The following is a 24,715-nucleotide window of genomic DNA, read 5'->3' on the forward strand; positions in this document are numbered from 1 at the left end:
CGCCCATTTGACCAGGCAAAGGAGTGTTTACATGGTCAAGACGTTAACGCTGTTGATCGCAGCGGGCATGCTGGCGGCTTGCGGGAGTAACCCGAAAGCCACGCCGGAGCCTGCGCCGCAGTCGCAGGAAAAAGGCTGCTACCAGGCCGACTGGCAAGCGGAAACCAATCCTGTGCTAAACAAGCGTTCCGGTCCCGATGGCCTGGATAAATACGAGACACAGACACCCGCCAAGGAACATGGTTGTCCTTGACGGGTCTGACTCATTACTCAGGGCTGGCGGCGTGCGCCGTCAGTCGAGGAACATGGATGAAAGGTTTTATCGCCGTTACGGCGTTGGCGTTGCTGGCCGGTTGCGCTCAGTTGAACCTGTTCCAGTCGTCCGCCCCCGTGGATAACTGGACCACCTGGACCTGTGACAGCCAGGCCAAAGTGCTGTGGCGCTACACCGACGACAGCCGCAAGGAAGTCGACGTGCGCCTCGGCGGGGCCGATCAGGTGTACCGCTTGAAGCAGGAGCCGGGCGCCGAAGGTTCGCTGTACAGCAATGACATGCTGGCGTTTCACGTAAAAGGTGAGGAAGGCCTGGTTTACTGGGTCGCCACCAATGATTTGATTGGCCGCGGTTGTAAAGCGCAGTAATTGACAGATTCAGGCAACACCCGAATTCGCAGCCCGGGCTTTACCCCCGATCTGCAATAACTTGAATAGCCGCCGCCGCTACGGCAGGCTGGCACGATTAACGACCCAAACCGGGAGAGACACACACAATGGCACTTATCAGCATGCGCCAGATGCTGGACCACGCAGCCGAGTTCGGCTACGGCGTTCCAGCTTTCAACGTCAACAACCTTGAGCAGATGCGCGCCATCATGGAAGCCGCTGACAAGACTGACTCTCCGGTGATCGTCCAGGCCTCGGCCGGTGCTCGCAAATACGCCGGCGCCCCGTTCCTGCGCCACCTGATCCTGGCGGCGATCGAAGAATTCCCGCACATCCCGGTGTGCATGCACCAGGACCACGGCACCAGCCCTGACGTCTGCCAGCGCTCCATCCAACTGGGCTTCAGCTCGGTGATGATGGACGGTTCCCTGGGCGAAGACGGCAAGACTCCGACCGACTACGACTACAACGTCCGTGTTACCCAACAAACCGTGGCCATGGCTCACGCCTGCGGCGTTTCGGTAGAAGGCGAGCTGGGCTGCCTGGGTTCGCTGGAAACCGGCATGGCCGGTGAAGAAGACGGCATCGGCGCCGAAGGCGTTCTGGATCACAGCCAAATGCTGACCGACCCGGAAGAAGCCGCTGACTTCGTCAAACGCACTCAGGTTGATGCCCTGGCCATCGCCATCGGCACCAGCCACGGCGCGTACAAATTCACCAAGCCACCTACCGGCGACGTGCTGGCCATCGACCGCATCAAAGAAATCCACAAGCGCATCCCGAACACCCACCTGGTGATGCACGGTTCCTCTTCGGTTCCGCAAGAGTGGCTGGCGATCATCAACCAGTACGGCGGCGACATCAAAGAAACCTACGGCGTGCCGGTTGAAGAGATCGTCGAAGGCATCAAGCACGGCGTGCGTAAGGTCAACATTGATACTGACCTGCGTTTGGCGTCGACCGGTGCGATGCGTCGCCTGATGGCCACCAACCCGAGTGAATTCGATCCACGTAAATTCTTCGGCGCGACTGTGACTGCGATGCGTGATGTTTGTATTGCTCGTTATGAAGCGTTTGGTACTGCGGGGAATGCTTCGAAGATCAAGCCGATCTCGTTGGAAGCGATGTATCAGCGGTATTTGAAGGGTGAGTTGAACGCTAAGGTGAACTAATTCTTCCGTGTTTCAGTAGTAAAAAAAACCCGCCGATCGGCGGGGTTTTAATGGAGTTACTCTTGGTTTCAAAGAAACAATAGAATGTTTTGTATTTAGTTATATAAGTCAAATTTAATTTGGCACCCAGTCAATACGGGCCCCTTCGCGTCGAAAATCCTCATACGCTGCGTTGAATCCTTCATATTCACCGCTTGCCTTTATTCGCTGTAGAATTTTACCTGCATCTTCTATCTCTGATTCGGTGGGTTGGTTTATATCAAGTCCAAATTGTGCGTTCTTTGCTCTAATGTAATCTATTTGGGAAGCCCCTGTGTTGCGTCCGGATAGTTTTTTATGATGAGTTTTCATCATTTCTTCCGCAGCTTTTTTAGTAGCTTCATTTTCCGCGGATGCAAGTTGCTTAAATGTCTGAAATTGGTTGATATTAGAGAGGGGGGGTAATTTTTTCAATAAGTCGTAAATATGGAGGTGCTGATGGTCATCCTCTTTGGGTAAGCAAAAGTCTAGTTGTTCCTCTGATTGTTCCTCTGATTGTTCCATAGAGCGTAGTTCTTTCTCGGAGATTAATGTTTGTATATCGCCGCGTTCGAGCTGGGACTTGATAAGTGAGGCAACATAAGATTCGTGGTAATACGGCAAGCTGGCCATGGAAGTGTTCCCTCACTAATTAAGTTAGAAAATCAGAAGCTAAGAAAGAGTTGGGTTGGCTTTTTTATTCGTTTTTCTTTAGCAGTGCTGCATGGAAGAGAATAGGTGTCGGTCTCTCTATCCGCACCTGTAAAATCTGACAGTTTTTAATATCCTTTTGCTATAAATAAACCAGCTTGGAAAAGGGGACGGATTTATTTAATGACTAAAAGGGGACAGATTTATTTAATAATCGTCCCCGGCGTTATTTTATTCGAGTTGCTTCGCAGGTCTGCCTTGCGCTCGATGAGATATTCGCAGGCCAGTAATTTTTTCAATCTCGTCTGTGAATCGTGGATTGCCCGTCAATTGTCCGCGCTGAAGGGCTCCTCGGATCAACTGCAACTCCGAGGAGGGAATCCTCTGCTCCATAAAGGAGGTATAGCGAGCAAGTCGCTCGGCGTGAGTATTACCCAATTCGGCAAAGCAAAGATTTTCATCCAGCCAATGATGTCCGGCCGCTTCGTTGAGGCGCAGGTGCAAGCTCGACCAGGGGTAATCCTGTGCACGCTGTACCATTTGCGCTCGTACCGGATTTAGCTCGATGTATCGACTACAAGCCAGCAAATAGGTGTCGGATTGAACCACGCTGGATTTGTATCGACTCTCCCACAAGGTACCGGAGCGTCCCTCCAGCTTGTTGCGATAGCGCGTCATACGGCCCGCCAGGCCTTTCATCAATTGCCCGAGACTCGCGTCTCCTGGTGCGAGGAGTAAGTGGACATGATTGGTCATTAAACAGAAGGCATAGACTTTAACGTCATATAGCGTTTTGAGCTCTCGCAGATCTTCGAGATAGCGCTGGAAGTCGCCCGCTCGGATTTGTTTTCAGTCTCGTCTGCTTTTCAGTTATCTCTGCTATCGCAAAAACGTATGAAAAACTGTCATTTATTACAGGTGATTTAATGCTGGTTGCTGCCTATTGTTTGATATGTAAGTCGAGAGGAAAGGGGAAGAGGTGGATTAAATAATCTGCTCCATTTTTCTTATTGGTCCTTTATTTGTTGTGTGTGAGGTGAGTTATGAAAAAAACTACTGCAATTATGTTTCTAGTTATGAGTCTTTCCGCCGTGTGTGGATTGGCTGTTGCTAAAGATACAACTCAGGGCGCGTCTTATGACGAAACAGGACATTCTTCAAAAAACGTCTTTGCTGCTGAGTGTACCAAGGAGAATTATGATCCTAAAAGTGAAAACTGTAAAAAGAAGTAGAGGGCTAAATGGATCTCTCCCTGAGAGATTCCCGCAAATTTACTCTAGATTCTGCGCCTGTTGATGTACTTCGTTTCTTGACGATAATTAAATAAATGTGTCCCCATTGTTCTCATCTTCATATTTTAAGTAAGGGAGTTGCAATATGTATCTGCCAAGAAAAATACTTGTTTTATTCGTCACGTTTTCTTTAATGCTGTTTCTATCTCTCAGCTTGAGAGCTGAAGACTCAGAGTATACGTGTAGTTATAGGTCTCATAATGGGGAGGTTTCTAAAACCTTTAAAGCTGGCTCAGTTGATGAGGCAAGAGATAAGGCGCATGCGGAATGGGAAACACGAACGAGCCCTTATCTCCTTAAGCGAGAGATTTATTGTGGTAAGAAATAGAGTGTTAAACAGGTCTGTCTGTGGAGCACGTGTAGCAGACTATCACTGTCTATGAGCAGGACGGGGCAGTCGGTGGTGTAATTAAATAAATCTGTCCCCATTGTTGTTCCAGTTGATCCTCCGTTGAGTAAGCGTTGTTTGAGTGTCGTTGGCGAACTTCGAGTTTTAAGTATTAAGATTTGGTGTTTGTGCCTTTAATAAAAACCCGCTATGCGCGGGTTTTTATTGCGTGAATATTTGCTAGCGAACTTTAGGTAATTCGAACCCTCGCTGCTCGATTACCCCAAACACGTCAGCGATATCCTGGACCAGGATTCGCGCAATGTTGGTGACGGTGTTGATACCGTTTTCGGCGTAATCGGGGAGGCTGGTGCAGGCCATCAGGTTCAGGTACTTGAGGACGGCGTTGAGACGTTCGCTGACGCAGTTGTGGAGTTCGCGTAGCGGGGCGTCGCTGTCGATGAGAAGGACGGGATAGTCGGTGGACAGCTGGGACATTGGGGTAAAGCGGCGTGGCGGTTGCTGATTGCTCATGGAAAATCCTTAACTCAAAAAAAGAATTTGCCACCGTCTGCTGCGAAACAAATTGGGTGGCAACTGCGCGCGGGTTCGCAGACCGAGGAGTTAAGACCCGGCAGACCAGATGGTCTCCCACGCACAGCCGCCATAAAAAGAGCACAGGCAAAGTTGCCGCGCCGTATTTTGACGGTTGTGGATCTAACTCGCTAGGGCTGCGAAACCCTATCGCCAACAATGGTCAGCGACAGGCCAACTTTAGGCAGCAATTTCGGCATTCACAACCGGGCTGTAGGACGTGCATGCGGTCATTGTGGCGAGGGAGCTTGCTCCCGTTCGGCGGGGCAGCTTCCGTAAACCGGGCGGTGTGGCGTGTCTGTGGGAAAGGAGTGGCAGGGTTTGGGGCTGCTTCGCCGCCCAGCGGGAGCAAGCTCCCTCGCCACAGTCGGAGGTGTCCTACGCGTTTTTCGGGCGCCGTAGCAGCTGTCGAGCAGCGCGAGGCTGCGTTCGGCTCCGCAGCAGTCGTAAAGGGGATTGTGAGGACTTCGTCCTCGGACGCAGCCTCGCAGGCTCGGCAGCTGCTACAGGGGATGCGGTGTTTTTACTTGTCGTGATCAATATCCAGCTTGCTGAACGTCACTTTCCCGCCTTCGCTGGTGTACCCGGTGTGGTCTTGCACATAGACCCCGGCCTTGAAATACAGCGGCTTGTCGCGCCACGTCGCGCTGATGTTGGTGTCCCACTGGTAGCCTGCCGCGCTGATGCCCAATGCACCGCCGGGGCTCAGGTGGATGAGGTAGGAAAACTCCTGATCAAGTTTCACCCCGGTGGCGATGGTGATCACCCGACCTTCATCGTCATCCGGATGCATGCGCACTTTGGCAACGATGTTGCCGGTGGCGGTGCTGGTCTTGTACTGATACTCGACCTTCACCATCGGTCTTTGGCTTTCATACGCATGGATCTGGCCAATAACGATCTTTCCTGAACTCGGTACCTGATTCACCGCCAGCGTCGCCCGCAGGGAGTTGTCGGCGTCCGGGTAGAGCCAGTTTTTCAGGGTGCCGTTGCTGTAGGTTTCTCGAAGTTCAGTGCGGGGATACTTTGCATTGGCTGTTTTAGAGCCGGTGACGGGTGCCCAGAAAAACAAGGTGCCGGTGTCTGAGTGGAAGTATTGGTCCTTGAAGCCGTCCACCAGTTTGGCGGTTTCAACGGTATACGGCGGATTGCCAACGGGAACGCTGAGGTTCCAGGTTGCGAGATCGATCATAGACAAAGCTTCCACAAATTTTTGCTGCACGCGCGTGCCAGAAGCTCTAGCCCGCGCATCGGGGGGCGGTCTTTATAAGCGTACGAGGCCACTTTGTTAATGCCCATCCGGCAGAGATTTGGCGTCAACGTCCTGTCGAAATGCCATCTTTCCCGGTTTTCGGGGCTTTCAGGACCGACCGTTAGTCGGCAAATGAACGCGTTAGTTAAATGATGGCGCTCTGATGGCTTCTGCTTTTGTGGATCCCGGTCTAGAGTGAAGGCCTAGTATTTGTCCGGTTTTCACGAGAAACCGGCCTGACGTCCCCGAACAAGAGAAGCAGCATGGAATGCGCGCAACCCACGCCAGCCGAAGGCAACTCGGTCCTTTTAATCGTCGATGATTACCCTGAAAACCTGATCAGCATGCGCGCGTTGCTCCAGCGCCAGGACTGGCAGGTGATGACCGCGGCCTCCGGCTTTGAAGCGCTAAACCTTTTGCTCGAACACGATGTCGACCTGGTGCTGCTCGATGTGCAAATGCCGGGCATGGACGGTTTTGAAGTCGCGCGCCTGATGCGCGGCAGCCAGCGAACCCGCCTTACACCAATCATCTTCCTCACCGCCAACGAACAATCCCCGGACGCGGTGATCAAGGGCTACGCCAGCGGCGCGGTGGATTACCTGTTCAAACCGTTCGATCCGCAAATCCTCAAGCCTAAAGTCCAGGCCCTGCTGGAACACCAGCGCAATCGCCGTGCCTTGCAGCGCTTGAGCCACGACCTGGAAGTCGCACGCGCGTTTAATGCCTCGGTGCTGGAGAACGCGGCCGAAGGCATTCTGGTGGTGAGTGAGGACGGGGTTATCCAATTTGCCAACCCGGCGATGTCGCGGCTGCTGAACGCAACGGTGCAGGAGCTGCAAGGCAGGGATTTTCTGGACTTCCTGCAAAAACCGCACATCCCGGTCTGGCTGGAATCCGAAATTTATACCGGTTACCGGCGCGGCGAGACTTTGCGCCTGCATGATGCGCTGTTGCGTACTGCGCCCGGCCAACAGGTGCCGGTGGCGCTGTCATGCGCGCCATTGCCTGCGGAGCAGCACGCGATGGTGGTGACGGTGCTGGACATGTCGGTGGTGCGCCACCTGCATCAGCAGCTGGAGTTCCAGGCCGTGACCGATCCATTGACCGGCCTGCTCAATCGTCGGGGTTTCTACCAGACCGTGGAAAACCTGTTGCTGCGCGGTGAACGCACCGACAGCGCCTGGGTGCTGCTGTACCTGGACCTCGACGGCTTCAAACGGGTCAATGACTCCCTCGGCCACGATGCCGGCGACCGCGTGCTGCGCTGGGTGTCCGAGCAGTTGAAGGCCTGCTTGCGGCCGTTCGACATTCTGGCGCGGATGGGCGGCGATGAATTTACGGCGCTGCTGGACCTGGAGTTTCCCGAGCAGGCGGCGAAGATTGCGGAAAAACTCATCGAGCGGGTATCCATCTGTCAGCAGATTGATGGACTGGAAATCACTTTGGGCGCCAGCATCGGGATTGCGACGTTTCCGGATTGCGGGGCGAACCTCGACGGTTTGTTGCGGGCCTCGGACATTGCCATGTACGAAGCCAAGCGCGCGGGCCGTCAGCAGTACCGTTTCTACGATCACGAGATGAACGGCCGGGCGCGTTCGCGGCTGATGCTCGAAGAGAGCGTGCGCACGGCCATCGAAAACCGTGATTTCAATTTGGTGTACCAACCTCAAGTGTCCATTGCCAATGGACAGGTTCGCGGGTTCGAGGCGTTGCTGCGCTGGCAGCACCCGAGTGTCGGCGATGTGCCGCCGGGGCTGTTTTTGCCGTTGCTGGAAGAGGCGCGACTGATCAGTCGACTGGGCAGCTGGATTTACCAGCGTGGAGCCGGGCAGCGAAAGGCTTGGGAAACCCTGTTTGCCGAAGATCTGGTGCTCGGCGTCAGTCTGAGCAGCACTCAGTTCGGCATGCCCAATCTGGTCACCGAGTTGCGCCAGGTGCTGGAGCGCCATGGCCTGCAACCGCGTCATCTGGAAGTCGAAGTAACGGAAGAAGCGCTGATGCAAAACCCGGAAGAAACCCATAAGACCCTGCGTCTGCTGCGCAATCTTGGGGTGCGGGTGGCTCTCGATGACTTTGGTTCCGGGCCCTGCTCGCTGGCGCATCTGCGGGACCTGGAACTGGACACGCTCAAGCTCGACCGGCATTTGATCTCCCGGCTGCCCGAGTCCTCAAGGGATGCCGCCCTGGTGCGCACTGTGATCGACCTGTGCAAGCAATATGGAATGCTGGTGATCGCCGAAGGGGTGGAAACCGTTGCGCAGTACCAATGGCTGCAAGCGAATGGCTGTGAGTACGTGCAAGGTTTTCTGGTGGCGCGACCGATGATGGCCGAGGACGTCGGCGACTTTGTGCAGCCGTTCGACTGGAGCGCACTGAACAGTTGAATTCGCTACACTGGCGACCTTTTCGTGATTCGTGTTGCCGCCCCAATGACCGCGTTGAAATACCTCCAGGCCTATCCTGCTGCATTGCAGGATCAAGTGCGCCAGTTGATCGCCGACGATCGGCTGGGCGATTACCTGACCAAGCGCTACCCGGAAAAGCACGGTGTGCAGAGCGACAAGGCGCTGTACACCTACGCGCTGGATCTCAAGCAGGAATACCTGCGCAATGCTCCAGCCATCGACAAAGTGTTGTTCGATAACCGTCTAGACCTCACGCATCGCGCCCTTGGCTTGCACACCACGATCTCGCGGGTGCAGGGCGGCAAGCTCAAGGCCAAGAAAGAAATCCGTGTGGCCTCGCTGTTCAAGGAAGCGCCTTCGGAGTTTCTGAAAATGATCGTGGTGCATGAGCTGGCGCACTTTAAAGAGTCGGATCACAACAAAGCGTTCTACAAACTCTGCGAACACATGCTGCCGGGCTATCACCAGGTGGAGTTTGACCTGCGGGTGTACCTGACCTGGCGGGACATGCAATAACGGATCAACGGCCGGGAGTGTTTGAATGGAAGTCAGCAAGACCAAGAGCAGTTTTTACCGCCGGTTGTACGTGGCGTACTTGATCGACAGCGGGCTGGCGAGCAGCGTCCCGGCCTTGACCGAAGTCACCGGCATGCCCCGGCGCACGGCGCAGGACACGATTGCGGCGTTGGCGGACCTGGACATCATTTGCGAGTTCGAACAGGAAGAAGGTGCGCGCAATCATGCGGGGCGTTATCGGATTCGTGAGTGGGGGGCGATTGATCGGGGGTGGATCGAGCGGAATTTGCGGCAGATCAAAGAGGTGCTTGAGTACCCCTAGCTTTTGCGGTGTTGCAGCTGATGCCATCGCGAGCAAGCTCGGCTCCTACAGGATTGAGGTGATCCCTGTGGGAGCGAGCTTGCTCGCGATGGGGCCCTTAAGGCCGACGCATCCCAATGTGCGGAATGCCATCCTCGACATACTCCTCACCCGCCACCACAAACCCGTACTTCCCGTAATACCCCTGCAAATGCGCCTGGGCCGACAGGTAAACCGGCATGTCCGGCCAATGTTTCTCAGCCTGCTTCAACGCCTGCGCCATCAGCTCATGCCCAATCCCGGTGCCACGGGCCGTCGGGGCAACGATCACCCGGCCAATCACCACATCTCCTCCTTGTAGCTGCGGATCGAGCAATCGCAGGTAACCCACCAGCCGATTCTCTTCCCATGCCATCAAATGGCAGGTGTCACCTTCCAGGTCCTGGCCATCGATGTCTTGATAGACGCATTTCTGCTCGACGACGAACACCTCTGAGCGCAGTTGCAGAATGGCGTACAGCTGTTCCTTGCCCAAATCGCTGTGGTGTTTGCAGATCCAGTCAATTGTCATATTCACTTTCCTTGAGCATCGTCGCTCGATACTAAGCGTCCTGAGGATCATTGTCTTTATGGCGGGGAAATCTGTGACAAAGGCCAAAATGCCATCATTCATTTCGCGCGGCGCCGTCTTCTTTGTGTAATCTTCGATGACGCGCTGTGCAATGGCTTCAATGAGCTAATGTTGAGTACCTGGCTGCCGGTACACGGGTCTTGGAGTTTGGGCTGAAAAACACGTCGGGCTACCCGCTCGCTAAGGATTTTCTAGCATGCCGCGATTGCATCGAGCTTCTGCTTTGATCGTATTGCTGTGGCTGACACAAGGCGCGGCAGCGGAAAAGCTGCGACTGGTCGCCGACGCCTGGCCGCCCTTTACCGACGCGACGCTGGTCAACGGCGGTTTGGCGACGGACATCGTCACGACCGCGCTGGCACGCGCAGGCTATGCCAGTGATTTCGAGCAGGTGCCCTGGGCCCGAGCGTTATTGGGTGTAGGCGAGGGGCGTTATGACGTGCTGGTCAACGCCTGGTACACCGCTGATCGCACCAAGCTGGGCCAGTTCTCCGGCGAATATCTGGTGAATCGTGTGCGCTTCCTGAAACGCAAAGATTCGCCGATCGAATACAACAACTTGCAGCAACTGCACACCTATCCGATTGCGATCGTGCGCGGCTACGCCTATTCGCCAGAGTTCGATGACGACGCATCACTGCAGAAAGTCCCGGTGCATAACTTTTCCATGGCCGTGCGCATGGTCGCGGCGGACCGGGTCAAGTTGACGCTGGAAGATGAGTACGTCGCCCGTTATTACCTGGCGCGTGAATCATCCAAAGTGCGTAATGCGGTGGAGTTTCTGCCCAAGCCGTTGAGTGAGAACAGCCTGCATATTTTGGTCAGTCTGAAGAACCCGCAGCATGAGCAGATCGTTGCCGGGTTTGACCGTGAGATTGCCGAGATGAAGGCGGATGGCAGTTATCAGCGGTTGATGAAACAGCATGGGATGTGAGGCTGATCCGATGCCTCCGCAAGTCTCAAGCCTCACTGGTGTCTTTGATCAAATGCGCCGCCAATGTTCGCAGCGGCCCCAGTTGCCGACAAATCAACGCCAACTGCGTCTGCACCAACCGTTGCCCTTCATCGATTTCATCGGGCATCTGCTCAAGCGAATTGGCCAGGGCCTCTTCTTCATCACTCTGAATCGCCACCGGCGTTTTGCTCGCCAGGCCTTGGGCGATCTCATCGATGCTCGCTGCCAGGCTCACGCCGGCACCCTCAATCAACTGCTCGCGAACATCCGCCGGTAGCGCCGTTTCACGGTGCGCGCCCAGCCCGGACAAATAGCTGAGCAAGGTGTGCGACAGCACCAGGAAACGAAACCCGACATCCGCTTCTTTTCGGAAGTGCCCAGGCTCCATGAGCATGTTGGCCAGCGTCGTCGACAATGCTGCGTCGGCGTTGTGCGCGTTGCGTCGAGCCAGGCGATACGCCAGGTCGTCACTTTTGCCGGCGGCGTATTGCTGCATGATCTGGCGCAGGTAAATGCTGTTGCAGGTCAGGGTGTTGGCCAGAACTTTGTTCAGGCGTCGGCCCTGCCAGTCCGGCAGGAACAGGAACACCGCCAGCCCGGCGATCAGGCTGCCGAGCAACGTATCGAGCAGTCGTGGCAGGAACAGTCCGTACCCGTCGCCGACCTGATTGAAGCAGAACAGCACCATCAAGGTAATCGCGGCCGTGGCCAAGGTGTAGCGGGTGGTGCGGTTGATAAAGAACACGACGCCAGCGGCGATGGCGAAGCACGACTGAATCAGCGGATTCGGGAACAGATCGAACAGTGCCCAGGCCAAGGTCAGGCCGATCGCCGTGCCGATGATCCGCTGGCCGAGCTTGCGTCGGGTAGCGCCGTAGTTCGGCTGGCACACGAACAGCGTGGTGAGGATGATCCAGTAGCCTTGCGAGGGGTGAATCAAATGCACCATGCCGTAGCCGATGCTCAGCGCCAGGGGCAAACGCAGTGCATGGCGGAACAGCAGCGACGTTGGCGTCAGTTGTGTGCGCAAGCGTATCCACACATCTTTGAGGCTGCGCGGCGAACGGTCGAGCAGGCTGCTGTCGGTGGCATCGGCCAGGGCGTCCGGGTTGCTCGCGTCGCTGAGCAAGCGGTCGAGTGTCGAGAGGTTGGCCGTGAGCGCCCGCAGCGAGCGCAACAGGCCGCGCCAGGCCGGGTTGCTCTGGATGCGCAGGTGTTCGATGGAGGCGTTCAGGTCGCCCAGGGCTTCGGCGAAGCTTGCGTCGTAGACGAACGGCTGACGCATCTGGATCGATTCGGCCAAGGCGCGGCACGCCTTGCCTTGTTGACGCAGCAGGCGCTGACAGCGGAACAGCACGTCGCTGTGGAAAAACGCCTCGGCGAGTGCGTTGTAGGGGTAGTGTGACGAACTGGCGCGCTCGTGGATGTCCTGGGCGAGGAAGTACAGCTTCAGGTAGCGGCTGACTTTCGAGCCCGGCCGTCCGTTGCCGACCCGGTGCAAAATGATTTCCTTGGCGGCGTTCAACGCTGCCACCACCCGACCGTTCTGCTGGGCCAGTTCCAGGCGCCGGGCTTCCACGTCCATCTGCCGGATCGGCTCGAACAGCGACGATTTCAGCTTCAGGTAGAAACCCAGCTCACGGAACAACCGCGCCAGGCTCTGCTGCACTGGCTGGTTGGAAAACATTGCCTGCCACAGCACTGACAGCAAACCGTACCAGGCCGCACCGGCCACTAGCAGCACCGGTTCATGCCAGAAGTCGGTGACGGCGCCACCGCGCTGGTCCACGCCGATCATCGTGTAGACCGACAGAATCAGCGTCGCCGAGGCAATGGCGCCATAGCGTTCGCCGAGGGCGCCAAGCATGGTCAGGCCGAAACTGGCGAGGGCCAGGGCGATGATGAAGAGGTAGGGGTAGGGGAACAGCAGTTCGACGGAGAACGCGGCGACGCTGAAGCACACCAGTGTCACGGCGAGCGCATTGAGGCGGCCCTGCCAACTGTCGTCGGTTTCGGCCAGGGCGCTGGCGATGATCCCCAGGAACAACGGGATCAGCAGGCCCATTTCATCCTGATACCAACAGACCGCCATGCTGCCGGTCAGGGCGATGAACACCCGCACGCTGTAGCTGAATTTATCCAGCGCCCAGAGGCGACGCAGAGACTGACTGAGAGGAGTCGATGACATGAAGTGCGAAGGCCTTCCGAGGCAATGACGCTAAATTGAGCCAGTAATGACGCCGACGCAATGGCGTCGATCACATCTGACAGCAAAATCTGTTCCTTGATATCACACAGGGTCAATGTAGGAGTGAGCCTGCTCGCGATGAGGACGCTACATTCAACATCTCTGTCGACTGTTACACCGCTAGCGCGAGCAGGCTCACTCTTACATGGATTTTGTGTTGCTTCAGGCGTACTGCGCGGCAGCGTAGCCAGAGGCCCAGGCCCACTGGAAGTTGAAGCCGCCCAGATGCCCGGTCACGTCGAGCACTTCGCCGATGAAGTACAGGCCGGGGCTTTTCAGCGATTCCATGGTTTTGGACGACACTTCGTGAGTGTCGACGCCGCCCAGGGTCACTTCCGCCGTGCGATAGCCTTCGGTACCGGCCGGCACCACTTTCCAGCTCGCCAGTTTTTCGGCGATGTCGGCGATTTCCGCGTGGGTGTACTGCTTCATCGGTTTGGACACGAACCAGTTGTCCGCCAGCAGATTGGCCATCTTCTTGGTGAAGATTTCCCCCAGAAGGGTTTTCAGTTCGCTGTTCGGGCGTTCGGCTTGCTGCTGTTGCAGCCACTCATGCGCGTTGTGGTCCGGCATCAGGTTGATCTCGACCGTGTCGCCAGATTCCCAGAACGAAGAAATCTGCAAAATCGCCGGGCCGCTGAGGCCGCGGTGAGTGAACAGGATGTTCTCGCGGAAACTCTGCTCGTTGCAGCTCACCAGGCAATCCACCGACGTGCCTGACAGCTCGGTGCAAAGCTCTTTCAACTGATCGGTGATGGTGAACGGCACAAGGCCGGCACGGGTTGGCAGCAGTTGGTGGCCGAATTGTTTGGCAACCTGATAACCGAAACCGGTCGCGCCCAGCGTCGGGATCGACAGTCCGCCTGTGGCGATGACCAAAGACTCACAAGTGATCTGGCCCATCGTGGTGTCCAGCAGGTAACCGCTTTCGAGCTTTTCGATGGTCTGGATCGAGGTGTCCAGGTGCAGGCTGACGCCCACCTGATCGCACTCGTTGAGCAGCATCTCGAGGATGTCGCTGGATTTGTTATCGCAAAACAACTGCCCGAGCTTTTTCTCGTGATACGGCACGCCATGTTTGGCGACCATGCCGATGAAATCCCACTGGGTGTAGCGCGCCAGTGCGGATTTGCAGAAGTGTTCGTTCTGCGAGAGGAAATTGCCAGGTTCGGTGTACATGTTGGTGAAATTGCAGCGGCCACCGCCCGACATCAGGATTTTCTTGCCAGCCTTGTTCGCATGGTCGAGCAACATCACCTTGCGCCCGCGCCCGGCGGCGGTCAGCGCACACATCAACCCTGCGGCGCCAGCGCCAATGATCACGACTTCGGTAGAGCGCAAAACGGTGTCCTCTTGGTGTGTCACCACAAAACAAACTGTGGGAGCCGGCGTTGCGCCGGCTCCCACAGGGGAAGTGCGTTGTTCTTACAGGATACGAACGCGCAGCGAACGGCCTTTGATCTTGCCGTCATTCAGGCGTTGCAAGGCCTGCTTGGCGATCCCGCGCTCCACGGCCACATAGGCCTGGAAGTCGAAAATCGCGATCTTGCCAACCTGGGCGCCCGGAATGCCGGCATCGCCAGTCAGTGCGCCCAGGATGTCACCCGGACGAACCTTGTCTTTACGGCCAGCGCCGATGCACAGCGTGCTCATGACCGGCAGCAGTGGACCGCCGCCCTGGGACGTGAGGTTGTCCACCAGATCCCAGTTCAACGGCGCCTTCTGCAGTTGCTCGATGGCTTGGGCGCGGTGCGCTTCAGACGGTGCAACCAGGCTGATCGCAATGCCTTTCTCGCCAGCGCGGCCGGTACGGCCGACACGGTGAATGTGAATTTCCGAGTCCCGGGCCAGCTCGACGTTGATCACCATGTCCAGCGCATCGATGTCCAGACCGCGCGCGGCGACGTCGGTGGCGACCAGTACCGAGGTGCTGCGGTTGGAGAACATGGCCAGCACTTGATCGCGATCACGCTGTTCCAGATCGCCATGCAGGCCGACGGCCGAGATGCCTTTGGACGTCAGGTGATCAACGGTTTCCTGAACCTGCTGCTTGGTGAAGCAGAACGCCACGCAGGACGCCGGGCGGAAGTGGCCAAGGACTTTGGTCACCGCGCTCATGCGGTCATCCGGGGAGATCTCGTAGAAACGCTGCTCGATCTGCGTGTCGTCATGGAACGCCTCGGCCTTCACGATCTGAGGGTTGCGCATGAATTTCGCGGCGAGTTGCTTGATGCCCGACGGGTACGTGGCCGAGAACAACAGGGTCTGGCGACGTTCCGGGGTCTGGGCAATGATTTCTTCGATGGAATCGTAGAAACCCATGTCGAGCATGCGGTCAGCTTCGTCGAGGATCAGCGTGTTCAGGCCATGCAGAACCAGCGAACCTTTGCGCAAATGCTGCTGGATACGGCCCGGGGTGCCGACGATGATGTGCGCGCCGTGTTCCAGCGAGCCGATCTGCGGGCCGAAGGACACGCCGCCGCACAAGGTCAGGATCTTGATGTTGTCTTCGGCGCGGGCCAGACGACGGAGTTCCTTGGCGACCTGGTCCGCCAGCTCGCGCGTCGGGCAGATGACCAGTGCCTGGCAACCGAAGAAGCGCGGATTGATCGGGTTCAGCAGGCCGATACCGAAGGCGGCGGTCTTGCCGCTGCCGGTCTTGGCCTGGGCGATCAGGTCCATCCCCTTGAGGATCACCGGCAAGCTTTGCGCCTGGATCGGCGTCATCTGGGCATAACCGAGGGAGTCGAGGTTAGCCAGCATGGCGGCGGACAGCGGCAAAGTATTAAAAGCGGTGGCGATGGTGGTCACGGGACTGGCCTGCAAAACAAAATGTCGCGCAGTGTACCAGTCTCGCTCTATCTACCTGCAAATTCTGGACGAATAGCCGTAGCCGCTGTCGAGGCTACAGGTCAGTGTTCTATATCGTGCTCGCGGGTGACCATCCGTCGGCCGTCCGTTGGTGAGAGCTGGGAAAAGATCGTGGCCGCCAGCATGGCCATGATTCCGACCGTGACAAACGTCAGCTGGAACGCGCCCAACACCGTTTCCACGCCATCGTTTCCGATCTCGGCGGTAAAGCCGCCGAGCAACGCACCGGCGCAGGCAACGCCCAGGCTCAGGGACAATTGCGCGACGACCGACAACAGGCTGTTGCCGCTACTGGCGCTGGCATCGTCGAGGTCGATCAGGGTGACGGTGTTCATCGCGGTGAATTGCAGCGAGTTGATCGCCCCGAGAATCGCCAGCAGGCACAGCAGCAGCCAGTACGGTGTCTGTTCGCTGACCAGGCCCATGCTCGCGAGCATGATGCCCAGCGCCAGGGTGTTGCCGGTCAGCACGATGCGATAGCCCAACCGCTCGATCAGCGGACGTGCGACCCACTTGGCAACCATCGCCGCCGCCGCCAGCGGCAGCATGCTCATCCCCGCCTGTGACGGCGAATACCCCAGCGCCACTTGCAGCAGCAAGGGCACGAGGAAGGGCAGGGCGCCGCTGCCGAGGCGGGCAAACAGGTTGCCGAGGATGCCCACGGCGAAGGTCCGGGTCTTGAACAGTGACGGCGCGAACAGCGGGTTTTCAGTATGCCCGGCGCGTAACCAGTACGCCGCCAGACAGGCCATGCCAGCGAACAACAACAGCATCACGCGCAGGTGGGGCAGGTGCAGCTCGCCCAGACCTTCCATGGCGACGGTGATCAGAATCATCGCCGCGCCGAACAGCACGAACCCAAGGCTATCGAAACGGGTGCGCTCGGTGCCGCGTAGGTCCGGGATGAATTTCCACACGGCGTAGCAACCGACCAACCCGACGGGCAGGTTGATCAGGAAGATCCAGTGCCAGGTCAGGTACTCCACCATCCAGCCGCCCATGGTTGGGCCGATCAAGGGGCCGAGCAAGCCGGGAATGGTGATGAACCCCATGATCCGCACCAGTTCCGAACGCGGGTAAGCGCGCAGCACCACAAGGCGCCCGACCGGCAACATCAATGCACCGCCCAGGCCCTGAATGATCCGGGCACCGATCAGCAGGCTCAGGCTCGTCGAAAAGGCGCAAAGCAACGAACCGAGGCTGAACAGAAGGATCGCGCCGAAGAATATTTTCTTGGTGCCGAAACGGTCGGCGATCCAGCCGGAAGCGGGGATCAGCAAGGCGACGGTGAGCATGTAGGCGATGATCACGCCCTGCATCCGCAACGGATCTTCCGCCAGGTCGCGGGCCATGGCGGGCAGTGCGGTGTTGAGGATGGTGCCGTCGAGGGACTGCATGAAAAACGCGATGGCGACGACCCACGGCACCCAGCGGGCGGTGACAGCGTCGAGAGGCGGGCGGTTGGGCATGGGACCTCTTGCGGGTTGGAGTTGTTAATGCAAGGTCATTGCAAGCCACAATCTCTGTGGGAGCGGGCTTGCCCGCGAAGGCGGTGTGTCAGTCAACATTAATGCTGAGGCTGATGGCCTCTTCGCAGGCAAGCCCGCTCCCACAGGGGTTTTGTGTTTACAGGGTCAAGGTGAGTTTACTGATGAGTGCGCCCGGCAATAACGCCGAAGCTGTGGCCCGCTGACTGTAGGTACTCGCCGACAGCAACAACTCGCGCTCCTCGGTCAACGCCTCCAACTGCGAACCCAGCAAGCTGTAGGCGCTGTCATCAAAACGCATGGTGCTCACCGGCGACTGAATCTCGCCGTTCTCGACCCAGAACGTCGCAAACCGGGTCATCCCGGTCATGCGTGCCCCCGGTTGGTCGGAGTAGTTCAGGTACCAGAGGTTGCTGATGTACAACCCCGTGCCCAGTTGCTTGAGGATTTCGGCTTCAGGCAACGTCCCGGCCGCCATGTTCAATGCACTGGGCATCTCCCCACCGCCCGCCCCGTTGGCAGTCAAGCCGTATTCCGCCGCGCTGCGGGAACTGACCATTTGCGCGCCGGCCTTGCCTTCGACGATCAACCCCAGATCACTGCGGGGATAACCTTCGCCGGAGAATGCCGGGCTCAACGAGCCACTGACTTTTTCATCAATGGACACCTGCGGGCTGAACGAACTGTCCCCCGCATACAGCTTTTGCAGTGGGCTGGTTTTGCTGGCAATCGACTGCGCTGAAAAACCACCCCAGCCGAGCATGCCCATGATTTCTTCAAGGGCTGCCGGTGCGAGGTAGGCGCGGTACTGACCCGGTGCCAGCGTGCGCAACGGCCGACCGAGAAACGCCAGTTGCTCGCGCGCCAGAGCGAAGCGCTTGGCAAACCCTTCGCTGCTCCAGTCATGTCCGGCATAGCTGGCTTTCACGGCCTGACCATTTTCATGAAACAGGCTGAAGTCGAAGTTGAAACTGTTGGCCTGATGCCAGCCAAACGCACCCGAAGAGCTGGCGAAACCGCGACTGATCGGGCCCGCCGCATAGAAGCCCACCAGGTCCAGCCCTTCCGCGGCCTGAGTGATTTCAGCGACCACCTGCCCGGTGTCCGGCAGTGGATGTTCCTGCACATTCTTGCTCTGCCAGCTGTTGTGGTTGATCAGCAGGTACGGATCCTGCGGCAGCAACGGCAGAATTTCGCGCAACTGTTGCAGACCTTCGGCCAGACGCTGCAGGTCCACTTCCGGGTCGCCAGCCAAGGTGATGTCGAGGTCGGCATGCCGGCCATCGTTGATCAGCTTGAGGCCGATGCTCGCTTGCTGCACCTGCCCGGCCTGGCGCACCTTGGCGTGGTTGAAACGCACGAAGGCCGATGACTCGGCGGCGTAGCTGAGGGTGAATTGTTCCGGCTCGCCAATGGCGTCGCGTAGCCAGTTGACCAAGGCCTTGAAGCCATCGGCCTGATTTTTCGACGTACTCATCAGGCGTCTCCCCCAAACACATCCACGTTGCTGAACACACAGGCTGGCGACGCGTGGCCGACGCGGATCACCTGGTTCGGTTCGCCCTTGCCACAGTTCGGCGTGCCCAGGACCTTGACGGTGTTGGCGTCGCCGACGGCGCTGAGGCTTTTCCAGAACTGCGCGGAAATCGCCCGGTAGTTCGGGTTTTTCACCACGCCCTTGAGTTCGCCGTTTTCGATCAACTGCGCCCATTCGCAGCCGAACTGGAACTTGTTGCGCGCATCGTCGATGGACCAGGAACGGTTGGTGGACATCATGATGCCGTGCTCGATGTTGCCGATCAGTTGCGCCAGCGGTTGATCGCCGGGCTCGATGTTGAGGTTGGCCATGCGGTCGATCGGTGGACGGTTCCAGCCACAGGCGCGGCTGTTGGCGACACCGTTCATGCCCGCGCGAAATTGCGAGAGCGCGCCGCCCAATGGGCGCAGCAACACACCTTCCTTGATCAGGAATTGCTTGCTCGCGGCCGTGCCGTCGTCGTCATGACCGTAGCTGGCGAGCTGCTCGGGGATGTCCGGGTCGAACGTCACGTTGAGCAGTTTCGAGCCGTATTGCAGATGACCGAAGTCTTGTGCCTTGACGAAACTGGTGCCGGCGTAATTGCGCTCATCGCCGAGGATGCGGTCCAGCTCCAGCGGGTGGCCGATGGATTCGTGGATCTGCAGCATCATCTGATCGGGCATCAGCAGCAGGTCGCGCGGGCCTTGCGGGGTGTTCGGCGCCAGCAGCAATTGCAGCGCCTGATCGGCGACTTGCGGGCCGGCGCCGATCAAGCCGCACCGGCTGATCACATCCGCGCCGCCCTGCTGGCCGAAGTTCTCGCGGCCAAGGCTGCGGGTCTGGCTGTCGCTGCCGTCATAGGCCGTGACGTCGAGGCCCGGGTAGACGAAACGTTGGGCCTGGCGCAGTTCGGCACCGGCGCTGTTGAGGTAGATCTGCTCGACGTGGGTGATGCCGATGCTGACCTGCCAGTTCACCAGCCGCTCGTCCTTGGGCACGGACGCAGATTCGGCGCCGAGCAATTGGTAGCAATCACTCAGGGACGGGAAAGGCTGGTCGAGGTTAGGCGAAAAATAGTCGGCGCGGTCGCTGGAGACGGTTTGGTCGCGCAGGTCGAGCAACGCATGGGGCTTGAGTCGGCGGGCTTGTTGTTCGGCGCGGTCGAGGGCCGATTGCAGGCCGTGTTGCGACAGGTCGTTGGTCGCGGCGTAGGCTTCGACGCCGTTGATGCGCACGGTCAGCATCGCGCCTTCATCACGGCTCAGGCTGGGAGGTTCGGCGACATTCTTGCGCACCGACAGGTATTGGCCGGACTCGCGCACATAACGCAGCGAAAAGAATTCAGCGCCCGTGCGCAAGGCAGCGAAGCGCTGCTTGAGCTGGGGGTGGAAATCGAACATTCGGGAACCTCCTTGGTATGGAGTGGCGGTGTTGCGGTGTTGCGAAGGGGGAGGTGAAACGTTTGCGTGGCGCTAGATTAGGCCTGTGCGGGGAGCGATATCAAGGGTGGAGCGGTGTAGGAAAGGATTACGTCGGTGTGTCAGCCAGGGATGTGTTGTCTGGTAGGACCCATCGCGGGCGAGCCCGCTCCCACAGGTTTTCGGTTTGATCACATATCTGCAATCCAACCGAAAACCTGTGGGAGCGGGCTTGCCCGCGATTGGCCGCGACGCGGTGTAACGGTCTTACTGCGCCGTAGGACTCACATCACGCATCGGCTTGCCACGCACCGGTGCATCACCGGCCACGAAGTAGGCAGCCTTGCTGCGCGGCAGCGGCTGGCGGCCACGGATCTTGTCGGCGATTTTCTCGGCGATCATGATCGTCGGCGCGTTCAGGTTGCCGGTGGTGATGATCGGCATGATCGAGGCATCGACCACACGCAGACCTTGCATGCCATGCACACGGCCTTCGCCATCAACCACGGCCATTTCGTCGGTACCCATCTTGCACGAGCAGGACGGGTGGAACGCGGTTTCGGCGTGTTCGCGGATGAACTTGTCGAGCTGCTCATCGGTTTGCACGTCGATGCCCGGGCTGATTTCGCGGCCACGGAAAGCATCCAGCGCAGGTTGCTGCATGATTTCACGGGTCAGGCGGATGCCGTCGCGGAATTCCTGCCAGTCCTGCTCGGTGGCCATGTAGTTGAAGAGGATGCTCGGGTATTCGCGCGGGTCTTTCGACTTCGCTTGAATACGGCCACGGCTCGGCGAACGCATGGAACCCATGTGCGCCTGGAAGCCGTGCTCTTTCACACCGTTGCTGCCGTTGTAGTTAATCGCGACCGGCAGGAAGTGGTACTGGATGTTCGGCCAATCGAATTCCGGACGGGTACGAATGAAACCGCCGGCTTCGAACTGGTTGCTGGCGCCGATGCCGGTGCCGTTGAACAGCCACTCTGCACCGATGGCCGGCTGGTTGTACCAGAGCAGTGACGGGTACAGCGAGACCGGTTGGGTGCAAGCGTATTGCAGGTACAGCTCTAGGTGATCCTGCAGGTTTTCGCCGACGCCTGGCAGGTCATGGACCACCGGGATGTCGAGCTTGTTCAGCAGTTCGGCCGGGCCGACACCGGAGCGTTGCAGGATCTGCGGCGACGCGATGGCGCCGGAGCACAGCAGCACTTCTTTGCGGGCACGGGCTTCAACGCGCTCTTCGGCGGCGCCGATCAGGTAACGCACGCCGACCGCACGCTTGCCTTCGAACAGGATCTTGTCGGTCAGGGCGTGGGTGACGATGGTCAGGGTCGAACGCTTCTTGGCGACGTCCAGATAACCGCGAGCGGTGCTGGCGCGACGGCCGTTCGGCGTCACGGTACGGTCCATCGGGCCGAAGCCTTCCTGCTGGTAACCGTTGAGGTCTTCGGTGCGCGGGTAACCGGCTTGCACGCCGGCTTCAACCATGGCGTGGAACAGCGGATTGTTGCCGGCTTTCGGCGTGGTCACGCTGACCGGGCCGTCGCCACCGTGGTAGTCGTTCGGGCCGATGTCGCGGGTTTCGGCTTTGCGGAAATACGGCAGGCAGTTCAGGTAATCCCAGTCTTCCAGGCCTGGCAACTTGGCCCAGTTGTCGTAGTCCATCGCGTTGCCGCGGATGTAGCACATGCCGTTGATCAGCGAGGAACCACCGAGGCCCTTGCCGCGACCGCATTCCATCCGGCGACCGTCCATGTGTGGCTCTGGATCGGTTTCGTATGCCCAGTTGTAGCGACGGCCTTGCAGCGGGAACGCCAGGGCGGCCGGCATCTGCGTGCGGAAGTCGAAACGGTAGTCCGGTCCGCCGGCTTCGAGCAGCAGGACGGTGACGCCTTCGTCTTCAGTCAGACGGGTCGCCAGGGTGTTACCGGCCGAACCGGCACCGATGATGATGTAATCGAATTCTTGGGACATTGAATGCACCCTCTTTGAAGTTGGTCAGGTCAGCGAGTGCTTCGCACTCGATCGCGGGCAAGCCACGCTCCCATAGGGATCGGGGGGCACCGCAGATTTGGCGAACGACGCCAAACCTGTGGGAGCTGGTTTGCCTGCGATAGCGATCTCGCAGGCGAAGCAAATACCGCCTTAGAAAACCGAGGCGTAATCGCCCAGTTCGACCTGTACCGATTTGATGCGGGTGAAGTTGTTCAGCGAGCTGATGCCGTTCTCACGGCCAACACCCGACTGCTTGTAACCGCCAACTGGCATTTTCGCGTCGGACTCGCCCCAGGCGTTGATCCAGCAGATACCGGCTTCCAGTTGATGAATCACGCGGTGAGCGCGGTTCAGGTCCTTGGTGACGACGCCAGCGGCCAGGCCGAAGTCGGTGTCGTTGGCACGACGGATCACTTCTTCTTCGGTTTCGTAGGTCAGGATGCTCATCACCGGGCCGAAGATTTCTTCGCGCACGATGGTCATCTCGTCGGTGCAGTCGGTGAACACGGTCGGGGCCACGAATGCGCCTTTGGCGAATTCGCCGTCGGTCAGACGAGCGCCGCCGCACAGCACGCGAGCGCCTTCTTCCTTACCTTTGGCGATGTAGCCCAGCACGCTTTCCATGTGGGCGAAGCTGACCAGAGGACCGAAGTTGGTGTTCTCGTCTTCCGGGTTGCCGACGCGGATGCGCGCTACGCGTTCAACGATCTTGGCTTCGAAAGCGGCTTTCAGGTGGCTCGGTACGAACACGCGAGTGCCGTTGGTGCAGACCTGGCCGGAGCTGTAGAAGTTGGCCATCATCGCGGTGTCGGCGGCGCGATCAAGGTCGGCGTCGTCGAAAATGATCAGCGGGGATTTGCCACCCAGTTCCATGGTCACGTCTTTCAGCGACGAGGCAGAAGCGCTGGCCATGACTTTCTTGCCGGTGTCGGTGCCGCCGGTGAAAGAGATTTTTTCGATGCGTGGGTGTTCGGTCAACCAGGTGCCGACTTCACGGCCGCTGCCGGTCAGTACGTTGAACACACCGGCTGGCAAGCCTGCTTCGGTGTAGATCTCGGCCAGTTTCAGGGTCGTCAGGGACGTGACTTCGCTTGGCTTGAAGATCATCGCGTTACCGGCCGCCAGGGCCGGTGCGGATTTCCACAGGGCGATCTGGATCGGGTAGTTCCACGCGCCGATACCGGCCACGACGCCCAGCGGCTCGCGACGGGTGTAGACGAACGAGGTGGTGCGCAGCGGAATCTGCTCGCCTTCGATGGCCGGGACCAGACCTGCGTAGTACTCCAGCACGTCCGCGCCGGTGACGATGTCGACGTACTTGGTTTCGGAGAACGACTTGCCGGTGTCCAGGGTTTCCAGGGCGGCCAGTTCATCGTTGCGCTCGCGCAGGATGTCGACGGCGCGACGCAGGATGCGCGAACGCTCCATGGCGGTCATCGCGGCCCAGATTTTCTGGCCCTTTTCGGCGCTGACCACAGCACGCTCAACGTCTTCCTTGGTCGCGCGTTGTACTGTTGCGAGGACTTCACCGTTAGCCGGGTTGATGGCTTCGAAAGTGGCGTCGCTGCTGGCGTCGGAGTAACCGCCATCGATGTAGAGTTTTTGCAGTTCGAAACGGGCCATAAAGTCCTCGCAAGTGCATAAGTTAGTTGGCGTTAACCACTGGGCGTGCCGTGTTGCGCTGGCACGCGGGTCAGTGGCGGTTCGGGGGTTGAGCGTTTTGTGTGTGCTCTAACTCACCCGCTTGGCCAGTTGGAAATCCATGTATTCGTAAGCGATCCGGTGCGCCTGCTCGGTGTCGAAAGCATCTCCCGACAGCGCGCCGCGCAACCACAAACCGTCAATCAACGCTGCCAGGCCACGGGCTGCACTGCGCGCATCATCGAGCGGCAATACGCGGCGGAACTGGCAGCACAGGTTGGAATACAGACGGTGATCGTTGATCCGCTGCAACCTGTGCAAAGACGGGTGGTGCATGCTGGTGGCCCAGAAGGCCAGCCAGGTTTTCATTGCCGGGCCATTGACCTGGCTGGCGTCGAAGTTGCCTTCGATGATCACCTGCAGATGCGCCCGCGGGCTGTCATCTGTCAGCGCCTGACGGCGTGCGGTGACGTTCTCGCTGAGTACACTCATCAGGTACTGCGCCGTGGCAGCGATCAGGCCGTTCTTGTCCTGAAAATAGTGACTGATGATGCCATTCGAGACACCGGCCAAACGGGCGATCAGCGCAATGCTGGCGTCCCCCATACCGACCTGATCGACGGCCAGCAAGGTGGCTTCGATCAATTGCTGGCGGCGGATGGGTTGCATACCGACCTTGGGCATCTTGCACATCTCCTTAGGCCTTCCGGCGGACGTAAGACGTCCATCGGTTTGAGGGCCAGTCTATTTTGTTTTGA

The 24,715-nt window shown here is 58.5% G+C and carries 21 protein-coding genes and 1 pseudogene; 8 read left to right on the forward strand and 14 right to left on the reverse strand.

All coding sequences use genetic code 11. From position 1 onward, the window contains the following. Positions 1–31: 31 nt before the first annotated feature. The 3 genes from D882_RS0129845 to fba all read left to right on the forward strand — a co-directional run bounded on the left by D882_RS0129845 (position 32) and on the right by fba (position 1,835). The gene (locus D882_RS0129845; RefSeq protein ID WP_027926617.1) at positions 32–253 is read left to right on the forward strand and encodes a hypothetical protein; all 222 of its coding nucleotides are present in this window, start codon (positions 32–34) and stop codon (positions 251–253) included. Positions 254–309: 56 nt separating this feature from the next. Further along, a complete protein-coding gene (locus D882_RS0129850) occupies positions 310–642 on the forward strand; it encodes an MliC family protein (RefSeq protein WP_027926618.1) in 333 nt (110 codons plus the stop codon). A 128-nt stretch (positions 643–770) separates the two neighbouring features. Then, positions 771–1,835 carry a class II fructose-bisphosphate aldolase gene (fba, locus tag D882_RS0129855; RefSeq protein ID WP_008081027.1) on the forward strand — a complete coding sequence of 355 codons (1,065 nt, stop codon included), beginning with the start codon at positions 771–773 and terminating at the stop codon, positions 1,833–1,835. A gap of 114 nt (positions 1,836–1,949) precedes the next feature. On the opposite strand, the gene D882_RS0129860 is transcribed toward fba, so the two are convergent. Together D882_RS0129860 and D882_RS1000000132490 are read right to left on the reverse strand one after the other, a co-directional pair. Next, on the reverse strand, positions 1,950–2,486 hold the full coding sequence (locus D882_RS0129860; RefSeq protein ID WP_027926619.1) for a hypothetical protein: 537 nt from the start codon (positions 2,484–2,486) through the stop codon (positions 1,950–1,952). 249 nt (positions 2,487–2,735) lie between these two features. Then, positions 2,736–3,335, reverse strand: a pseudogene (locus tag D882_RS1000000132490) (transposase); the annotation flags it as partial. Positions 3,336–3,547: 212 nt separating this feature from the next. On the opposite strand from D882_RS1000000132490, the gene D882_RS1000000132800 reads away from it, so the two are divergent. After that, positions 3,548–3,736, forward strand: a complete 189-nt coding sequence (locus tag D882_RS1000000132800) for a hypothetical protein (protein WP_155953759.1) — start codon at positions 3,548–3,550, stop codon at positions 3,734–3,736. A 628-nt stretch (positions 3,737–4,364) separates the two neighbouring features. Here D882_RS1000000132800 and D882_RS0129870 read toward each other — a convergent pair. Continuing rightward, positions 4,365–4,658, reverse strand: a complete 294-nt coding sequence (locus tag D882_RS0129870; protein WP_027926621.1) for a hypothetical protein — start codon at positions 4,656–4,658, stop codon at positions 4,365–4,367. A gap of 583 nt (positions 4,659–5,241) precedes the next feature. Next, the gene (locus D882_RS0129875; protein ID WP_027926622.1) at positions 5,242–5,910 is read right to left on the reverse strand and encodes a polysaccharide lyase family 7 protein; all 669 of its coding nucleotides are present in this window, start codon (positions 5,908–5,910) and stop codon (positions 5,242–5,244) included. A gap of 323 nt (positions 5,911–6,233) precedes the next feature. Here D882_RS0129875 and D882_RS0129880 point away from each other — a divergent pair, with 323 nt between their 5' ends. The 3 genes from D882_RS0129880 to D882_RS0129890 are packed head-to-tail and all read left to right on the forward strand — an operon-like array spanning position 6,234 to position 9,216. After that, positions 6,234–8,357, forward strand: a complete 2,124-nt coding sequence (locus tag D882_RS0129880; protein WP_027926623.1) for a bifunctional diguanylate cyclase/phosphodiesterase — start codon at positions 6,234–6,236, stop codon at positions 8,355–8,357. 45 nt (positions 8,358–8,402) lie between these two features. Then, positions 8,403–8,894, forward strand: coding sequence for a M48 family metallopeptidase (locus D882_RS0129885; protein ID WP_027926624.1), 492 nt, complete (start codon positions 8,403–8,405; stop codon positions 8,892–8,894). A 25-nt stretch (positions 8,895–8,919) separates the two neighbouring features. Further along, on the forward strand, positions 8,920–9,216 hold the full coding sequence (locus D882_RS0129890; RefSeq protein WP_027926625.1) for a helix-turn-helix domain-containing protein: 297 nt from the start codon (positions 8,920–8,922) through the stop codon (positions 9,214–9,216). Between the two features lie 97 nt (positions 9,217–9,313). Here D882_RS0129890 and D882_RS0129895 read toward each other — a convergent pair whose 3' ends face one another. Further along, positions 9,314–9,766 carry a GNAT family N-acetyltransferase gene (locus tag D882_RS0129895; RefSeq protein ID WP_027926626.1) on the reverse strand — a complete coding sequence of 151 codons (453 nt, stop codon included), beginning with the start codon at positions 9,764–9,766 and terminating at the stop codon, positions 9,314–9,316. A 256-nt stretch (positions 9,767–10,022) separates the two neighbouring features. Between D882_RS0129895 and D882_RS0129900 the strand changes: the two genes are divergently transcribed. Further along, entirely contained in the window at positions 10,023–10,760 is a 738-nt protein-coding gene (locus D882_RS0129900; RefSeq protein WP_027926627.1) for an ABC transporter substrate-binding protein, read from the forward strand. 25 nt (positions 10,761–10,785) lie between these two features. Here D882_RS0129900 and yccS read toward each other — a convergent pair whose 3' ends face one another. The 9 genes from yccS to betI all read right to left on the reverse strand — a co-directional run bounded on the left by yccS (position 10,786) and on the right by betI (position 24,641). Further along, on the reverse strand, positions 10,786–12,969 hold the full coding sequence (yccS, locus tag D882_RS0129905) for a YccS family putative transporter (protein ID WP_027926628.1): 2,184 nt from the start codon (positions 12,967–12,969) through the stop codon (positions 10,786–10,788). 222 nt (positions 12,970–13,191) lie between these two features. Further along, complete coding sequence (locus D882_RS0129910; protein ID WP_027926629.1) at positions 13,192–14,370, reverse strand: NAD(P)/FAD-dependent oxidoreductase; 1,179 nt, start codon at positions 14,368–14,370, stop codon at positions 13,192–13,194. An 84-nt stretch (positions 14,371–14,454) separates the two neighbouring features. Further along, on the reverse strand, positions 14,455–15,840 hold the full coding sequence (gene dbpA / locus D882_RS0129915) for an ATP-dependent RNA helicase DbpA (RefSeq protein ID WP_027926630.1): 1,386 nt from the start codon (positions 15,838–15,840) through the stop codon (positions 14,455–14,457). A 101-nt stretch (positions 15,841–15,941) separates the two neighbouring features. Further along, positions 15,942–17,369 carry a multidrug transporter subunit MdtD gene (gene mdtD / locus D882_RS0129920; protein ID WP_027926631.1) on the reverse strand — a complete coding sequence of 476 codons (1,428 nt, stop codon included), beginning with the start codon at positions 17,367–17,369 and terminating at the stop codon, positions 15,942–15,944. Positions 17,370–17,526: 157 nt separating this feature from the next. Next, positions 17,527–18,864 (reverse strand): TldD/PmbA family protein, encoded by a 1,338-nt coding sequence (locus D882_RS0129925; RefSeq protein ID WP_027926632.1) that lies wholly within the window; start codon positions 18,862–18,864, stop codon positions 17,527–17,529. Further along, positions 18,864–20,306, reverse strand: a complete 1,443-nt coding sequence (locus tag D882_RS0129930) for a TldD/PmbA family protein (RefSeq protein ID WP_027926633.1) — start codon at positions 20,304–20,306, stop codon at positions 18,864–18,866. The genes D882_RS0129925 and D882_RS0129930 overlap by 1 nt, the downstream gene beginning before the upstream one ends. Positions 20,307–20,591: 285 nt before the next feature. Then, a complete protein-coding gene (gene betA / locus D882_RS0129935; protein WP_027926634.1) occupies positions 20,592–22,295 on the reverse strand; it encodes a choline dehydrogenase in 1,704 nt (567 codons plus the stop codon). A gap of 171 nt (positions 22,296–22,466) precedes the next feature. Next, on the reverse strand, positions 22,467–23,939 hold the full coding sequence (betB, locus tag D882_RS0129940) for a betaine-aldehyde dehydrogenase (protein WP_027926635.1): 1,473 nt from the start codon (positions 23,937–23,939) through the stop codon (positions 22,467–22,469). Positions 23,940–24,047: 108 nt separating this feature from the next. Then, entirely contained in the window at positions 24,048–24,641 is a 594-nt protein-coding gene (gene betI, locus D882_RS0129945; RefSeq protein ID WP_027926636.1) for a transcriptional regulator BetI, read from the reverse strand. Positions 24,642–24,715 lie beyond the last annotated feature (74 nt).

It is taken from the genome of Pseudomonas sp. URMO17WK12:I12 (assembly GCF_000514395.1).
Taxonomy (GTDB): Bacteria; Pseudomonadota; Gammaproteobacteria; order Pseudomonadales; family Pseudomonadaceae; genus Aquipseudomonas; species Aquipseudomonas mucoides.

Excerpts from the sequence above, each read along its gene's own strand:
- fba (WP_008081027.1), top strand. The coding sequence starts at position 771 with ATGGCACTTATCAGCATGCGCCAGATGCTGGACCACGCAGCCGAGTTC.
- D882_RS0129870 (WP_027926621.1), bottom strand. The coding sequence starts at position 4,658 with ATGAGCAATCAGCAACCGCCACGCCGCTTTACCCCAATGTCCCAGCTG.
- yccS (WP_027926628.1), bottom strand. The coding sequence starts at position 12,969 with ATGTCATCGACTCCTCTCAGTCAGTCTCTGCGTCGCCTCTGGGCGCTG.
- D882_RS0129895 (WP_027926626.1), bottom strand. The coding sequence starts at position 9,766 with ATGACAATTGACTGGATCTGCAAACACCACAGCGATTTGGGCAAGGAA.
- D882_RS0129930 (WP_027926633.1), bottom strand. The coding sequence starts at position 20,306 with ATGTTCGATTTCCACCCCCAGCTCAAGCAGCGCTTCGCTGCCTTGCGC.
- D882_RS0129850 (WP_027926618.1), top strand. The coding sequence starts at position 310 with ATGAAAGGTTTTATCGCCGTTACGGCGTTGGCGTTGCTGGCCGGTTGC.
- D882_RS0129845 (WP_027926617.1), top strand. The coding sequence starts at position 32 with ATGGTCAAGACGTTAACGCTGTTGATCGCAGCGGGCATGCTGGCGGCT.
- mdtD (WP_027926631.1), bottom strand. The coding sequence starts at position 17,369 with ATGCCCAACCGCCCGCCTCTCGACGCTGTCACCGCCCGCTGGGTGCCG.
- betI (WP_027926636.1), bottom strand. The coding sequence starts at position 24,641 with ATGCCCAAGGTCGGTATGCAACCCATCCGCCGCCAGCAATTGATCGAA.
- D882_RS1000000132800 (WP_155953759.1), top strand. The coding sequence starts at position 3,548 with ATGAAAAAAACTACTGCAATTATGTTTCTAGTTATGAGTCTTTCCGCC.
- D882_RS0129885 (WP_027926624.1), top strand. The coding sequence starts at position 8,403 with ATGACCGCGTTGAAATACCTCCAGGCCTATCCTGCTGCATTGCAGGAT.
- D882_RS0129925 (WP_027926632.1), bottom strand. The coding sequence starts at position 18,864 with ATGAGTACGTCGAAAAATCAGGCCGATGGCTTCAAGGCCTTGGTCAAC.
- betA (WP_027926634.1), bottom strand. The coding sequence starts at position 22,295 with ATGTCCCAAGAATTCGATTACATCATCATCGGTGCCGGTTCGGCCGGT.
- D882_RS0129890 (WP_027926625.1), top strand. The coding sequence starts at position 8,920 with ATGGAAGTCAGCAAGACCAAGAGCAGTTTTTACCGCCGGTTGTACGTG.
- D882_RS0129860 (WP_027926619.1), bottom strand. The coding sequence starts at position 2,486 with ATGGCCAGCTTGCCGTATTACCACGAATCTTATGTTGCCTCACTTATC.
- D882_RS0129880 (WP_027926623.1), top strand. The coding sequence starts at position 6,234 with ATGGAATGCGCGCAACCCACGCCAGCCGAAGGCAACTCGGTCCTTTTA.
- betB (WP_027926635.1), bottom strand. The coding sequence starts at position 23,939 with ATGGCCCGTTTCGAACTGCAAAAACTCTACATCGATGGCGGTTACTCC.
- D882_RS0129900 (WP_027926627.1), top strand. The coding sequence starts at position 10,023 with ATGCCGCGATTGCATCGAGCTTCTGCTTTGATCGTATTGCTGTGGCTG.
- D882_RS0129875 (WP_027926622.1), bottom strand. The coding sequence starts at position 5,910 with ATGATCGATCTCGCAACCTGGAACCTCAGCGTTCCCGTTGGCAATCCG.